At 40.7% G+C, this 15,555-nt stretch carries 11 protein-coding genes and 1 pseudogene; 6 read left to right on the forward strand and 6 right to left on the reverse strand.

The window, feature by feature from the left end; genetic code table 11:
* Positions 1-11 precede the first annotated feature (11 nt).
* From D464_RS0100935 to D464_RS0100945, 3 genes are all read right to left on the reverse strand, one after another.
* A complete protein-coding gene (locus D464_RS0100935) occupies positions 12-1,631 on the reverse strand; it encodes a BACON domain-containing protein (RefSeq protein WP_024985947.1) in 1,620 nt (539 codons plus the stop codon).
* A gap of 633 nt (positions 1,632-2,264) precedes the next feature.
* Positions 2,265-3,512 (reverse strand): ABC transporter permease, encoded by a 1,248-nt coding sequence (locus D464_RS0100940; RefSeq protein WP_018909745.1) that lies wholly within the window; start codon positions 3,510-3,512, stop codon positions 2,265-2,267.
* Positions 3,513-3,572: 60 nt separating this feature from the next.
* Positions 3,573-4,778, reverse strand: coding sequence for a pyridoxal phosphate-dependent aminotransferase (locus D464_RS0100945; RefSeq protein ID WP_018909746.1), 1,206 nt, complete (start codon positions 4,776-4,778; stop codon positions 3,573-3,575).
* 219 nt (positions 4,779-4,997) lie between these two features.
* Here D464_RS0100945 and D464_RS0100950 point away from each other — a divergent pair, with 219 nt between their 5' ends.
* Positions 4,998-5,486, forward strand: a complete 489-nt coding sequence (locus tag D464_RS0100950) for a DUF4494 domain-containing protein (protein ID WP_018909747.1) — start codon at positions 4,998-5,000, stop codon at positions 5,484-5,486.
* Positions 5,487-5,514: 28 nt separating this feature from the next.
* Entirely contained in the window at positions 5,515-6,186 is a 672-nt protein-coding gene (locus D464_RS0100955) for a YggS family pyridoxal phosphate-dependent enzyme (protein ID WP_018909748.1), read from the forward strand.
* A gap of 60 nt (positions 6,187-6,246) precedes the next feature.
* Here D464_RS0100955 and D464_RS0100960 read toward each other — a convergent pair whose 3' ends face one another.
* Positions 6,247-6,939 (reverse strand): RNA methyltransferase, encoded by a 693-nt coding sequence (locus D464_RS0100960; protein ID WP_018909749.1) that lies wholly within the window; start codon positions 6,937-6,939, stop codon positions 6,247-6,249.
* A gap of 137 nt (positions 6,940-7,076) precedes the next feature.
* On the opposite strand from D464_RS0100960, the gene tamL reads away from it, so the two are divergent.
* Positions 7,077-9,338: a translocation and assembly module lipoprotein TamL gene (gene tamL, locus D464_RS0100965; protein ID WP_026284596.1), complete on the forward strand. Its 2,262-nt coding sequence runs from the start codon at positions 7,077-7,079 to the stop codon at positions 9,336-9,338.
* Positions 9,339-9,461: 123 nt separating this feature from the next.
* Positions 9,462-10,265 carry an MBL fold metallo-hydrolase gene (locus D464_RS0100970; RefSeq protein ID WP_018909751.1) on the forward strand — a complete coding sequence of 268 codons (804 nt, stop codon included), beginning with the start codon at positions 9,462-9,464 and terminating at the stop codon, positions 10,263-10,265.
* Between the two features lie 565 nt (positions 10,266-10,830).
* Here the strand turns inward: D464_RS0100970 and abc-f are convergent.
* Both abc-f and yihA read right to left on the reverse strand, forming a co-directional pair.
* Positions 10,831-12,615: pseudogene (abc-f, locus tag D464_RS12380) on the reverse strand (ribosomal protection-like ABC-F family protein).
* Positions 12,616-12,626: 11 nt separating this feature from the next.
* Positions 12,627-13,226: a ribosome biogenesis GTP-binding protein YihA/YsxC gene (gene yihA, locus D464_RS0100980; RefSeq protein ID WP_018909752.1), complete on the reverse strand. Its 600-nt coding sequence runs from the start codon at positions 13,224-13,226 to the stop codon at positions 12,627-12,629.
* Between the two features lie 112 nt (positions 13,227-13,338).
* On the opposite strand from yihA, the gene D464_RS0100985 reads away from it, so the two are divergent.
* Both D464_RS0100985 and D464_RS0100990 read left to right on the forward strand, forming a co-directional pair.
* Positions 13,339-14,322, forward strand: coding sequence for a Gfo/Idh/MocA family protein (locus tag D464_RS0100985; protein ID WP_018909753.1), 984 nt, complete (start codon positions 13,339-13,341; stop codon positions 14,320-14,322).
* Between the two features lie 42 nt (positions 14,323-14,364).
* A complete protein-coding gene (locus D464_RS0100990; protein WP_018909754.1) occupies positions 14,365-15,552 on the forward strand; it encodes a DUF4421 domain-containing protein in 1,188 nt (395 codons plus the stop codon).
* Positions 15,553-15,555 lie beyond the last annotated feature (3 nt).

Raw genomic sequence — 15,555 nt, forward strand, 5'->3', positions numbered from 1 at the left:
GAATCACATGACTAAAACTTCAATGCCTCCTTAGCTGCCATGAAGTTCTTTACCATTCTCGCTTGAGCCTTAACAGCCTTACTACCTGCGCCAGATACCGAGGGATCGTAACTATAGAGGAGTGCAAGGGTAGGAGTATTATTGTCAGACACGCAAGTAACCGCAATTACAAGATGATCGCGCTCACGAACAAAGAAATGGTTATTCCCCGAAGAGCGTAAGTAAGAGAACCCTTCATCGCCTAGCTTCTTCTTAATCTCCTTTGTCGCAATCCACTTATTACCATATTTCCATACACCGAGGTTCGTATCCTTAAAGAGTAATGCTCCAATCTGCACGCTTCCCAGTTTAGAAGGTGCATAGCCGTCCTTATCCGTAGTATAGAATATGTGAATACGACCGTATGGTGCCTCTGGATTTGTATTCTTCTTTAAGGTATATTGTAGCTGTGATACCTCCGTATTCTTATCTTCATTCATTGTGCGCTCCTCTTCCTTGCTACCAGCTTTCTGCTCATATTGCTCAATCTGTGCTACCTTCACATCGTCTGATTGTAATAATTCAAGTGGATAGTAGGGAAGTTTATCAAAAGTCTTATATTCACCGATCTGCTTCATAACAGGCGTGAACGTAAGATTAACCCCTTCGTTATTCTCTTTCTCTGATATATATACCTTCAATGATAGAAGTTCTTTCTCATTCATGTACTCCCTATCTGATTCAGAATTACTACGAACGTAACCATGCTCAGTAAGGAATCTGTCAAAAGCTCTATCCTTTATTGCAGCAATCGCCTTGGTTCCGTCACCAACCGTAATGATTTGTGAAGGAGTAACACCATCCGAACTACAATATTGTATCAGTGTAAAGATAGGAGAAGGAGTAATAAAGGTGTACATCTCTTCCAATCCGTATGCGGGAACAGCTGTCTGATACTCGCGAAGATAACTACCGCGTCCCAGTTCATATTCCATAATCTTATGTACATCTTGCGGTGCACCAGGGTTGATAGGTACAATATAACGCTGTACACCTGATTGCGAAACAACAATCTCTCGGGTAACATTGCCACTCTTAGCATATAACTTCACGTCGCGCTTCTGGTAAGTATCATTACGCTCTGCTATCAGCTTTATCTCTTCCTCGGCTTTGACGATCTTCAGCCAACTAACGTCCTCACTCATCGTAACGTCATAAACCGTCGAATTAGTAGTAATATCAACAGTCTTCTCACCACCCGCTTGTGGAAGATATATATTGGTTGGCATAACATCGAGCGTCACATCAGCCGCACTCTGCTTAATCTCTACTTTCCCAGTAGCCCCATTCGCATTGACTAAAACGTAGCTTGTACGTTCAGCCCCCATCTTATTCTCTCCAACCTTTACTTTCAACAGGTTTCCATCTTGTACTAATGATAGCCAATCACCCTCTTGAGGCGATGAAGCTACCCAATTACTCTGGTTAGTTGTCACACTGATGTTCCTTTCACTAGCACCTTTGTCAAACGTCACACTGTTCTCCGAAAGAACCAACGTAGGTAATTCAAACTCATCTTCCTTTGCACAAGAGAATAGGCAAAGAAGGAATCCACTAAGAAATAGGGAGTAAAAAGTCTTTCTTAAATTCATACTCTTCACGGTTTTAATCCGATAATATTTAAATTTAGTTGATATATTTAATATGTAACAATTCTTCATTAGGTAAATGAATGGCATGTAAATTCGTTTGCAAAGGTACTTGCTTCCTATTGATATGACAATACTCATTTATTAGTAATTTGCAGATACTAAGTCAATGAATGCTGTTGAGCATTGATCAACGAAGGTATAGATAGTTGCATAACGATCCTATTTTAAGTTAGAGTACGATATTCTACACGTTTGTATAATCAGTTATACACGTTTGTATAATTAGTTATACACGTTTGTATAATTCGCTATACAAACTTGTATAGCATGATAGGTCTTATAGGAATACGATAGGACACTAACTTAAAGTACGATTGTCATCTAAGTTAAAGTACAATTGATATTTAACTTAGAGATCGATAGTTGCTTAACTTACGTTGTAATTGATAAGAAGTAGTTAGTTGAGGTATAAAATATAATGGTAAAAGCATCATGCTTTTACTTGTCTAGCTGAATTGGATAAAGTTTATTAGGGTGGAGCATTATTCTCTCCAGAATGATGCCACAAAGTAGGGACAGACGAGGGCGTCTGTTCCTACTTTAAGTTTTTAGCATAGGGAGAGAAAGCTCTCTTTACTCATAATACATTGACTTGGCAGGATGTATATGACTGATGAGATAACTTGGGGCAATTAGAACAATAATACAAATTAATAATGTGGCAAGGTTGAGGGCTATTATGAGGGGAATGTTAATCTCTACAGGAACAACACTCACATAATAAGTCTGTGGGTCAAGTGTTATTAAGCCTAACCACTTTTGTAATAAGATGCAACCTAAGCCAATGATGTTTCCTAAGAGTAAGCCTTTGCCAATAATGAACGTTGAGAACCAAAGGAATATATGGCGTATCTGACGATTGCGTGAGCCGAGAGCTTTGAGAATACCAATCATTTGTGTATGCTCAAGAATAATAATCAGTAAGCCAGAAATCATTGTTACACCAGCAACGGCGGTCATAAGTGCTAGGATAATCCAAACGTTCATATCCATCAGGTCTAACCAAGAGAATATTTGGGGATTCATCTCTGTAATATTCTCGGCAGAATAAGTTTCACCATAATGATCCACCGTGTTCTTCACCTTATTTAATATCCGCATTGTGGCGAGATTGAGCTGTGAGAAGTCATTGACTTGCAATTCAGCTCCGCTATATTGATCAGGCTCCCATCCATTGAGCTTGTTGATGGTGTATAGATCCGTGAAGCAAATCTGTGAATCGAATTGCTTCATGTTAGTAGCATAAATCCCTGTAATGGTGAACTTACGGGTTCGAACTCCTTGCTTGTTAATAAAGTAAGCGAAGAGGCGTTGCCCCACTTTAAGATTTAGTTTATCTGCGATGGTCTTTGAGATAACAATCTTTTGGTGGCTTTCAGAATCAGAAAACTTTGGAAGAGTCCCTTCTATCATATTTGAATGAATGAAGGTTGAATCGAATTCAGGACCAACACCTTTTAATAATACACCCAGGAAATCATCGTTTGTCTTTAAGATTCCCTGTGTGTAAGCATAACGCTGTACATGCTTTATACCAGGTGTACTCTTTAGAGCTCTGATTAAAGAATCATTGATTTGGATGGGGTATTGCTCGGAACCTTGTAAGGTAAGGAAGTCAGCTACAGTTATATCACTTCCGAAGCCGATAACCTTATCACGGATAGAGTGTTTAAAGCCGAGAACGACACTTACAGAGATGATCATCACAGCTAAACCTATTGCCACTCCAATGGTGGCAATACGGATAGCAGGCTTAGAAACCTTTCTGGTCTTGTCGCCTCCATTATAAATCTTTCGAGCAATAAAAAGCGGATAGTTCATAAGTTCTGTCCATGGTGTTCATGAACTATAATTTTAGAATTATAAACTTGAGTTTTGATTTTATTCTTCCTTTACGCGTCCTGGGTATGCCTCTAGTGCCTTTTGTAGGATAAACAAAGCACGCTGTAAGTCTTCTCGTTTAAGTACGTATGCAATGCGAACTTGATTACGACCGGCACCAGGGGTTGTATAGAAGCCACTAGCAGGAGCCATCATGACAGTTTCGCCTTCATAGCTGAACTCTTCCAAGCACCAACGACAGAATTTATCAGAATCATCAACAGGCAACTTTGCTACAGTATAGAAAGCTCCCATAGGGATAGGGGAGTAAACACCTGGTATACGATTTAAGCCATCAATAAGACATTTACGTCGTTCGACATACTCATCATATACATCACGATAATATGATTGTGGAGCATCAAGACTTGCCTCTGCTACGATCTGACCAATAAGTGGTGGAGACAAACGTGCTTGGCAGAACTTCATGACGGCTTTGCGTATCTCTTCATTCTTGGTTATCAAAGCTCCGATACGTATTCCGCATTCGCTGTAACGCTTAGAAACAGAATCTATAAGTATCGTGTTATTCTCTATCCCCTGCAAGTGCATTGCCGAGATATAGGGTGAGCCTGTATAGATGTATTCACGATAGACCTCATCAGAGAAGAGATATAAATCATATTTCTTAACGAGGTCACGTATTTGATTCATCTCTCTACGTGTGTACAAGTAACCCGTAGGATTATTAGGGTTACAAATCATAATAGCACGTGTGCGCTCATTAATCAACTTCTCGAATTGTTCAACCTTGGGAAGGGCGAAACCTTCTTCAATAGATGTAGCAATAGTCTTTATCTTTGCACCTGCAGAAATGGCAAATGCCATATAATTAGCGTATGCAGGTTCTGGGATAATAATTTCATCTCCGGGGTTAAGGCAGGACATGAACGAGAATAGGACAGCCTCTGAACCTCCTGATGTGATAATAATATCATCAGGCGTAACATTTATGTTAAACTTCTTATAAAAGTCACATAGTTTCTTTCGGTAAGACAGATTACCTTGTGATGGAGAATATTCTAGAATCTTTCGATCTATATTCTTCAATGCATCCAGTCCACATTGAGGTGTGGGTAAATCTGGTTGTCCTATATTTAAATGATAAACTTTAGTGCCACGCTCTTTTGCCGCAGCAGCAAGTGGAGCCAACTTTCTAATAGGCGACTCTGGCATTTCAAGCCCACGAACTGATATTTCTGGCATAATTGTTTTGTTTATCCTCCTTTACTGATTACAAATAGGAGGAAGGGCATCTACCCATAGTTCTTTTACTATGCGTGCAAAGTTATATATTTTTTTTTATTTAATGGCACATTAAGATGATTAACGCAGATTTTTTACTACTTTTGCGCTACATAAAAACAAGCAGTGTCTCATCCTCTCTTAGATGATGGGGAATGTATAATCTAAATAATTAAAGGTATGAGAAGTAGAACTAGTACATGGTTTGAAACAAGAGTGAGATATGATAAAACCATGGAGGATGGTCAGAATAAGAAAGTGATTGAGCAATATGTCGTTGATGCTTTCAGCTTTTCAGAGGCAGAGGAGTTTATTACCGAAGAGATGTCACATTATGTAAGCGGTGAGTTTGATGTAAAAGCAATTGCACCAGCAGCATACGGCGAGATATTCTTTAGTGATATCGATACGGATGATAAGTGGTTTAAAGCTCGTCTAGCTTTTATTACTATTGATGAGAAGACAGAGAAAGAGAAACGTTCTTCTGTTACTTATCTTGTTCAAGCACATTCTGTCAATGGAGCTGTTAAGCATGTAGACGAAGTGATGGGGGGTACTATGATTGATTATGAAATAGCAGCTATCACAGAAACAAAGATTATGGATGTCTTTGAGCATCGTGCAGATAAAAATAATGAAGCAGAGAATAAGCCAGAGTTCGAACAATAATATAATTAAAAGGTAAAGGCTTATAATTATGTTTGATGTCGCAAAGAATTTACATGAAGTACTCGATACGCTTCCTGATGGAGTGAAATTGGTTGCTATCAGTAAGTTTCATCCTAAAGAGTATATCGAGGTCGCTTATCGTGAAGGGCAGCGTATCTTTGGGGAAAGTCACGAACAAGAGTTGGCTGGCAAGGTCCAGAGTCTTCCCAAAGATATCGAATGGCACTTCATTGGACACTTGCAGACAAATAAGGTAAAGTACATTGCTCCTTATATATCAATGATAGAAGCTGTAGATACTGTCAAGCTTTTGAAGGAGATAAACAAGCAAGCTGCAAAGCATAATAGAGTCATCAATGTTCTCTTAGAGTTGCATATTGCGGAGGAGGATAGTAAATATGGTTTTACTCCTGACGCTTGTCGTGAGTTTTTGAAGAATGGCGAGTGGCGAGGACTAAAGAATGTGCATATATCTGGATTGATGATGATGGCTTCTAATGTTGAAGATCAAGAGCAAATACGTAAAGAGATGACATTTGCTTCCAATTTATTTGATGAGCTAAAGGCATCTTATTTCTCTGATGATCCCGAATTTAAAGAGCGTTCATGGGGCATGAGCCATGATTATCCAATAGCCGTTGAATGCCATTCAACCATGGTGCGTGTCGGTACAGCTATTTTTGGTCCTAGAGTTTATTAATGAGGAATAAGATTACTTTCATGAATGTGTAGTTTACATGATGAAAGTAATCTTATCGTTTTATCTTCTTCTAAATTCAGCACAGACTATAGATGTTGCAATTGCAACATTCAATGACTCTGCGGTGTTACCATCTGAGGAATAGCTTGGGATATATAATTTGCGATTAATCTTTGTACGGAGTAAAGGTGAAATACCTTTGCCTTCATTACCCATCACAATCATACCATGGTGTGATAGTTCTTGTTTATAGATATTCTCACCATCCAGTAGAGTAGCATATATAGGATAATCGGCAGGTAAAGATTCAACCATCTTATTTAAATCCACATAGTGTAACTGCACTCTTGCTATACTCCCCATTGTAGCCTGAACTACTTTCGGATTCCAGCAATCGGCTGTGTCTAATGAACAAAAGATATCTTTAATGCCAAACCAATCAGCCACTCGGATGATTGTTCCTAGATTTCCTGGGTCTTGTACACCATCAAGAGCTAGGACGAGTTGATTCATAGATAGTTCTTTGAATCTATTAGTAGGTAAATGAAAGACACCGAGCATAGATTGTGGATGTTGTAGAAAAGATATCTTCTTAATGTCTTCTATATCCTCAAAAACTTCTTTTGCTATGAAGCCCGCCTGCAACAAGTCCTTAACAACCTTTGGTCCTTCTGCAACAAATAGCCCTACTTTCTCTCGTCCTTTCTTCGTTTCAAGAGAACGGATAAGTTTTATTTTATTCTTAGAAATCACGTTGCAAAAATACAAAAAAAACAGCACGCAGTATCTATTACTCTTAACTTTTTAGTATCTTTGCCGCAATTTCTGACACAACTTTCTTATATGTGTTAGGAATAACGGCGAAGCTAAAGGATAAATTCACAATAGCAATGTTATTTTCTAAATTACACACATATACATCTTCACTCATTGTAGCACTCCTTATTGTATTGACGACAGTGGCTTGTTCATCAGATAAGTTTATTCCAGATGATCAATACCTACTAGATAAGGTAAAGCTACATTCAGACAACAAGGATGTGGATCAATCTCTATTGATGCAATACGTGCATCAGAAGGGCAACTCACGTTGGTTCTCATTATTTAAGGTTCCGCTCGGAACTTATGCGATGTCGGGTAAAGATTCTACGAGATGGATCAATAGAACATTGCGCAAGATGGGAGAGAAGCCTGTTGTATATGACACGTTACAGGCACGATTATCCTGTGAAGATTTAACTACAGCCATGCGAAACATGGGTTATATGAATGCTACAGTAGATATAGATAAGAAGGTAAGAGGCAAGAAACTTACGGTTATCTACAACTTGCACTTTGGGGAACCATACATAATTGATGACTTCAAGTATGATATTCAAGATTCAGTTGTAGCGAAAGTGCTAGCCAATCATCTTAAGTTTGACATAAAGCGTCCTAGACAGTTTACAGTTACCTCTCTTGATGATGAGCGTAAACGTCTTACACATATCCTGAATGATTCAGGCTTCTATCGTTTTCATAAGGACTTTATTTATTATTCGGCTGATTCGATAAGAGGAAAGCAGCATGTCAGTGTCACGTTGCACTTGATGAAGTATGTGGAGAATAGTGATACAACACGAACTTTGCACCCTCGATATATCATTAATAATGTTAACTTCATACCTAGTGATTCTACCGGATTCCATCTCCGCAAGAGCGTATTAGAAGACAATACCGCCATAGAAAAAGGTAAGTACTTCTCGGCTACAGACCTACAAAACACGTATAATAACTTCTCTCGGCTAGGGGCTGTACACTACACAAACATAAACTTCCGTGAGGTTCCACGCTATGATAGTCTGGTCATTGGGCACTCGGTTACAAAGTCGTCCACACACTATTTGGATGCTGATATCATGGTATCTAACAATAAGCCCAATACGATATCCTTTCAGCCAGAAGGTACGAATACAGCGGGCGACCTAGGTGCTGCTGTGGTATTATCCTATCAAAACCGAAACCTCTTCCGTGGCAGCGAGCACTTGAGCTTAGAGTTCCGTTCAGCCTTTGAAGCCATCAAGGGACTGGAGGGATATAAGAACAGCAACTATGAAGAGTATAGTGTGCAAGCACGTCTTCAGTTTCCACGTCTCTTGTCGCCTTTCACATCGAAGGAGTTTAGACGACGTAGTAATGCTACCACAGAGGTAGCTGTTAGTTGGAATCTCCAGAACCGACCGGAGTTCCATCGCCGAGTCTTCAATGGTGCATGGAAGTATCATTGGATGAATATCCCACACCATCTCACGTATGACTTCGATCTCTTAAATCTCAGTTACGTATATATGCCGTGGATAAGCGAGACGTTTAAGCACAACTATCTCGATAATGCTACGACCCGCAATGCAATTCTCAGATACAATTATCAAGATTTGTTTATTGTTCGCACAGGCTTTGGTATCAATTATAGCAGCCGTAGTCACGCTTTCCGAGGTAGGATAGAGCTCGCTGGTAACATCCTGAATGGGCTTGGTGGGCTCTTTAAGTTCAAAGAGAACAGTCTGGGTAAACGTACCTTATTTAACATTGCTTATGCACAGTATGCTAAGTTCGACTTTGACTACACGCAGATATTACGTTTCGATGGGCGTAATACATTAGTTCTACATGGGGGATTGGGTATTGCTTATCCGTATGGTAACAGTACGATACTACCTTTTGAGAAGCGGTATTTCTCCGGAGGAGCTAATTCCGTACGAGGCTGGAGCGTCAGAGAGCTAGGCCCAGGTAAGTTTAGAGGCGTTGATGGTAGGATAGACTTTATTAATCAAACGGGAGATATGAAGTTAGATCTTAATGCTGAATATCGCACGCATCTATTCTGGAAGTTCGATGGCGCAGCATTTATCGATGCTGGTAATATATGGACACTGCGTGATTACGCCAATCAGCCGGGAGGTCAATTCCATTTCTGGGACTTCTACAAGCAGATCGCCGTAGCCTACGGACTGGGATTAAGGTTGAACTTCGACTACTTTGTGTTGCGTCTCGATGGTGGTATGAAGGCTATCAACCCAGCATACACAACTACTGCCGAGCATTATACCCTGTGGCACCCCAATCTTAAACGTGACTTCACTTTCCATTTTGCCGTTGGCCTCCCGTTCTAACAATATGTAGAGTAAACAGGATAATTAATTATTCATAAATACTAGGCTAATGGTCGCCAAAGGTGATAATAGGCTTTGTCTATTAAAATACTTTTGTTACATTTGCCTAAAACTAAGGAAATAATGTTGAGATTTCTATCTTTTGGTAGTGGTAGTAGTGGTAATTGCTATTTGCTTTATACGGATACAGATTGTCTTATGATTGATTGTGGCGTTGGTGTTCGCTCTCTTAAAAAGTCATTTCATAACTACGGGCTACAAATGCAAATGGTACATAACATTCTCATTACACATGACCATGCCGACCACGTAAAGTCTGTTGGATCAATAAGCGGTGACCTGCGATTACCCGTATATACAACAAGTGAGGTTCATGCTGGGATTAGTCGGAACTGGTGTGTTCGACGTAAGATTGACCATGAACTTGCACGCGAATTAGTAAAGAATGAGGAGGTACAGATCGGCGAGTTTTATGTTACTCCGTTCACTGTTCCCCATGACAGCAGTGACTGTGTAGGCTATTCTATTAGGCATGATGATATATGCTTCACGTTAGTAACCGATTGCGGACATATAACCGACGACATAGCTCATTACGTTTCTATCTCTAATTATCTGGTAATTGAAGCCAACCACGAACCGGGGAAACTTGCCTCTGGCCCTTACCCTCCCCACCTGAAGGAACGTATCGGTGGACCGAATGGTCACCTCAGTAATGAAGCATGTGCGAATGCTTTGGTAGATAATGCCTCACCTTGCTTACGTCATGTTTGGCTTTGCCACTTGAGTGATGAGAACAATCATCCCGAATTAGCTAAGAAGACGATAAAGTCTGTGTTGCGCGACAAGGGAATTATAGCAGGAAAAGATTTCATGCTTGACGTGTTGAAGCGTAAGACACCTAGCGAAGTATTCAATTTGATATAATCCATCCCTCTCTCTATCTCCTCATAGGATTAAGAAACATAAGAGCCTCTTCTGTATATCAGACGGGGCTCTTCTCGTATTCTATAGGTACTTCTCTAGCTCGCTTATAGCGTATTGTCAGAAATATGACGTCATTTCTAATCAAATATGGGGGTGTGTCAAAATGGACATATCCTCTTTTTTAAAGAAATGGTCAACCCTTTTTCGTGAAAATGGTCAACCCTTTTCGTGAAAATGGTTAATCCTTTTTGTGGAAAAGGTCAACCCTTTTTGTGAAAAAGGTCAACCCTTTTTGTGAAAAAGGTCAACCCTTTTTGTGAAAAAGGTCAACCTTTTCTGTGGAAAAGGTCAACCCTTTCTGAGAAAACAGTCAACTCTTTCTGAAAAAACAGTCGACTATTTTTAAAAATTAGTCGACTATTTTTGAAAATCAGTCGACTGTTTTGATAAGAACTGTTGACCCTTTTTGTGGATAGAGTAAGTTTTAGAAATAAAAAGAGAGGATGTGTCTATTTTGACACACCCTCATCTGTCTGAGAACTAAGAGACTACAGCCGAGTTGTGACTATGCTAACTCTGATAATTCAAGCCATCTCAGCTCGAGTTCATCTAGCTCATCCTTTAGTAATGGTAGGCGTTTACTCTTCTCTGTCAGCTCATCTACGGATAATTTACCCGAGCATAATTCCTCTTCTAGCTGCTTACGCTCCTCTTCTAACACACTAATTTTCTCCGTAAGCTACTCATATTCCCACTTCTCCTTAAAGGTCATCTTGCGCTTTTCGTTGTGGGAGTTATTGCTCTTAGGCTCATTATTCGTCGGTTTCTTTATAGGCTTTTGCAGATTCTCCTCCTTAGACTTCATCTTTTGGTAATCACGATATTGCGTGTAATTGCCTGGGAAGTCTTGTATTTCGCCCTCGCCTTTGAAGACAAGCAGATGGTCTACGACTTTATCCATGAAATATCTGTCATGCGAAACAACGATAACACAACCCGGGAAGTCTTGTAGATACTCCTCAAGTATTTGCAAGGTTTGTATATCAAGGTCGTTAGTTGGCTCATCCAATACGAGGAAGTTCGGGTTCTTCATAAGTACCGTGCAGAGATACAGCTTGCGTTTCTCGCCTCCCGAGAGCTTGTACACATAGTTATGCTGCTCTTCAGGTGAGAAGAGAAAGTAGTTCAGGAATTGAGAAGCAGTCATGTGCTTTCCGCCGCCCATGTCAATGTAATCGGCTATATCGGTGATGATGTCAATAACCTTCTGATCGTCTCGGAACTTTAGTCCATCCTGTGAGAAGTAACCGAAACGCACGGTCTCTCCTATGTCGAATCGTCCGCTATCTGGAGCAACCTTACCAAGAAGCATCTTGACAAACGTGGACTTTCCTGTGCCATTGTTACCCACGATACCCATCTTCTCAAAGCGGGCAAAGTTATAATAGAAGTCGTTGAGGATAACCTTCTCATCAAACTTCTTAGATACATATTGGCATTCGAAGATCTTACTACCTATATAAACGTTAGAAGACTTTAGTCTTACTTGTCGCTCTTCTATGCGTTGCTTTGCCTTAGCTTCTAACTCATAGAAAGCCTCTTCACGATAACGCGCTTTGTGACCACGTGCTTGTGGCATGCGGCGCATCCACTCCAATTCCGTACGATAGAGATTATTGGCACGTGCTATTTCGGCGCGTGTGTTGTCGATACGCTCCTGGCGTTTCTCTAGATAATAGGAATAATTGCCACGATAGGTGTAGATGGTCTTATTGTCTAGTTCGAGTATCGTGTTACACACGTTGTCAAGGAAATAGCGGTCGTGTGTAACCATGAAAATTGTCTTATTACCACGCGACAGATAGCCCTCAAGCCATTCTATCATCTCTAGGTCTAGGTGGTTGGTTGGCTCATCTAGTATGAGGAAGTCGGGCTCTAATATCAAGACATTAGCTAATGCTACACGCTTCTGCTGACCTCCGCTTAATTGCCCCATTGGCTGGTATAGGTCGGTGAGCTTTAGCATTGTGAGAATCTGCTTAGCCTTTAATATTCTCTCTGGGTTCCCTTCATGATTAAAGCAGGCGTCTAACACGCTTTCCTCTGGGTCGAACTTGGGACTTTGCTCTAAGAATCCTACACGTAAGTCATTACGATAGATAATAGAACCTGCGTCATGACTCTCTTTTCCCGTTAGGATAGAAAGTAGGGTAGACTTCCCCGTGCCATTCTGTGCGACCAACCCGACGTGTTGACCTTCTGCTATTGAGAATGAAATATCTTTGAATAGAACTTGTGCTCCAAAGCTCTTGGTCAGGTTTTGGACATCAAGGTAAGGTATCTGTGCCATGTGTTTGGGGGTTATTCCAGTGTTGCGTTTATCTGGTCTATGTAATCGAGTACCTCATCCCGCCCAGTCTTGTCTTCTGACGAGGTGATAAAGTAAGGAGGTAATACTTCCCATCTGTCTTGCAGCTTTTTCATCCATAGCAATGCGTTAGACTTAGCCTTTGCAGGTGATAGCTTATCAGCTTTAGTGAAGATAATAGAGAAGGGGACGTTGCTCTCTCCCAACCAATCAACAAACTCACGGTCTATCTTCTGCTGCTCATGGCGAATATCAATGAGAACAAACACATTGACGAGTTGTTTGCGCTGTAGAATGTATTGCGCTATCATCTGCTCCAGCTTGTTACGCACCGTCTTAGAGTTCTTTGCATAACCATAGCCAGGGAGGTCAACCAAATACCATTCATTATTAATGATGAAGTGGTTGATGAGTAAAGTCTTACCAGGCTTAGCCGATGTCTTTGCCAAGCCTTTATGGTTGCATAACATATTAATAAGACTTGATTTGCCTACGTTAGACCGCCCTATAAACGCATATTCTGCCTTTGTATCATCAGGACATTTGGCTAGACTCGGCGATGATATAGTGAATTCTGATTTCTTAATTATCATTCTGATTTATATGTGATGAGTGTATCTTTCTTGTTGCAAAGATACTAAAAACTTAAGAGCTAGGACTGGTAGTTGATAGTTTTTTAGTAATTTTGCAGTAAAACTAAGAGCAATGAAGCAAATCAATTGGGGATTTATAGGATGTGGTGAAGTCACGGAGAAGAAGTCTGGTCCAGCGTTTAATGAGGTTATGGGCTCACATGTAGTAGCAGTCTTCAGTCGTAGCGAACTGAAGGCACGTTCTTATGCCGAACGCCATAATATTAGAAAATGGTATACAGATGCGCAGGAGTTGGTTGATGATCCAGACGTGAATGCGGTATATATTGCAACGCCACCTTCTGCCCATGCCACATTTGCTATTATGGCAATGCGTGCTGGTAAGCCCTGTTACATAGAGAAGCCACTAGCTGCGTCTTACGAGGATTGTGTTCGCATCAACCGTATTTCTGAACAGACTAACGTCCCTTGTTTCGTTGCTTATTACCGCCGTTATCTCCCGTACTTCCAAAAGGTAAAGGAGATTATAGATAATGGTACAATCGGGAATATCCTAACCGTGCAAGTACGCTTTGCCGTCCCACCGCGTGATCTGGATTATAAGAGCAATGTGCAACATCCGTGGCGATTACAATCGAATATCTCTGGTGGTGGATACTTTTATGACTTAGCTCCTCACCAGTTAGACTTGCTTCAGAACTTCTTTGGTATTATTGTTAAGGCACATGGTTATACAGCTAACCGAGCTGGACTTTATGATGTTGAAGACACAGTAAATGCTGTTTTCCGTTTCGAGAATGGTCTCACTGGCAGCGGTGCTTGGTGCTTTGTTGCCCATGAGAGTGCGCGTGAGGATCATATTGAGGTTTATAGGACAAAGGGACGTCTGTCGTTCTCCGTCTATACATACACGCCCATCCACCTATGTACAAGTGAGGGCGAAAAGGATATAGAAGTAGCCAATCCGCCTTACGTTCAGTTACCAATCATTAAGTCCGTCATAGAAGATATGCAGGGATATGGTTCCTGCGATTGTACAAGTATCAGTGCGACCCCAACAAACTGGGTGATAGATCGTATTCTTGGTAAGATATAGAAGCCTTACTATATTTACATATTATTCAAATCCGTGTTATCAATGAATCTGCTTATTAATCGTTGTGTTATGTTATCATTCCTCTTGTTCTTCATGGGAATAGGGATAGCGAATGCACATACTTCTACAAGGGCAGTTGGTAACCTGGAACACACACTTGACACGATACGCTGGATGCGAGTAGATTCTAGTGCTTATAGGAATAAGACGGAATACCATAAGAAGAGAAAGACTGGCTATAAGTTCAATGACATAGACACAAGCTATATTGAGCCACAGCGATATAACTTCACAACAATGTTGCAGAATACGAACACTTACGAGGTGTATCGTATAGCGAGCGATAAAGGGCAAAGCATTACCTTTGCACCAGAAGCTAACATCCGTATCGGACCTTATTTCGGGTGGCGTTGGATATTTCTTGGCTATACCGTTGATATAACTCACTTATTGCAGAAAAGCAATGATAAACGCAGGCAGGAATATGATTTGAGTCTGTATAGTTCTATGTTAGGCATTGATATCTATTATCGGAGAACTGGCAACGATTATAAGATACGGCAGCTCTATCTGGGTGAAGGTATCAACACTGATCCCATAAGGGGGACTGGTTACGACGGCTTAACGTCGAGTATTAGAGGCTTTAATCTCTATTATATCTTCAATCATAGACGCTTCTCATATCCCGCAGCATTCAGCCAGAGCACCATACAGCGTCGCTCGGCTGGTAGTCCATTGTTGGGCATCGGATACACAAGGCATACATTGGAAGCCAATTGGAAGGAACTAGCCGACCTAGTAAGCTGTAGATTAGGGAATCATGTTAAAGTGGATAGCACCTTGATGTTCGATAAGATCAAGTACACGGATGTCTCCGTCAGTGGAGGTTATGCTTACAACTGGGTCTTTGCTCACAACTGGCTTCTTGCTAGTTCGTTGTCCGTTGCCTTAGCTTATAAGCAGAGCTCGGGTGATTTGCCCCACGAGCGTTTCTCATTCAGCGACTTCAAGTTCAGTAATATCAATATAGACGGTATTGGAAGATTCGGGTTAGTATGGAACAATAGTAAGTGGTACGCTGGTATGAGCATGATATTCCATGCCTATAACTATCGGCGCAGCAACTTCTCAACAAATAACTTCTTTGGTAGTGTCAATCTCTATGTAGGCTTTAACTTTGGAAAGAGGAAGGCGAAAAAGAAGGAAGGTTATCAAGAACAGAAAGAATAAGTG

It is taken from the genome of Prevotella veroralis DSM 19559 = JCM 6290 (assembly GCF_000377625.1).
Lineage (GTDB): Bacteria > Bacteroidota > Bacteroidia > Bacteroidales > Bacteroidaceae > Prevotella > Prevotella veroralis.

Coding starts and splice junctions, on each gene's coding strand:
- tamL (WP_026284596.1), top strand. CDS start 7,077: ATGTTATTTTCTAAATTACACACATATACATCTTCACTCATTGTAGCA.
- D464_RS0100950 (WP_018909747.1), top strand. CDS start 4,998: ATGAGAAGTAGAACTAGTACATGGTTTGAAACAAGAGTGAGATATGAT.
- D464_RS0100935 (WP_024985947.1), bottom strand. CDS start 1,631: ATGAATTTAAGAAAGACTTTTTACTCCCTATTTCTTAGTGGATTCCTT.
- yihA (WP_018909752.1), bottom strand. CDS start 13,226: ATGATAATTAAGAAATCAGAATTCACTATATCATCGCCGAGTCTAGCC.
- D464_RS0100985 (WP_018909753.1), top strand. CDS start 13,339: ATGAAGCAAATCAATTGGGGATTTATAGGATGTGGTGAAGTCACGGAG.
- D464_RS0100945 (WP_018909746.1), bottom strand. CDS start 4,778: ATGCCAGAAATATCAGTTCGTGGGCTTGAAATGCCAGAGTCGCCTATT.
- D464_RS0100940 (WP_018909745.1), bottom strand. CDS start 3,512: ATGAACTATCCGCTTTTTATTGCTCGAAAGATTTATAATGGAGGCGAC.
- D464_RS0100970 (WP_018909751.1), top strand. CDS start 9,462: ATGTTGAGATTTCTATCTTTTGGTAGTGGTAGTAGTGGTAATTGCTAT.
- D464_RS0100955 (WP_018909748.1), top strand. CDS start 5,515: ATGTTTGATGTCGCAAAGAATTTACATGAAGTACTCGATACGCTTCCT.
- D464_RS0100990 (WP_018909754.1), top strand. CDS start 14,365: ATGAATCTGCTTATTAATCGTTGTGTTATGTTATCATTCCTCTTGTTC.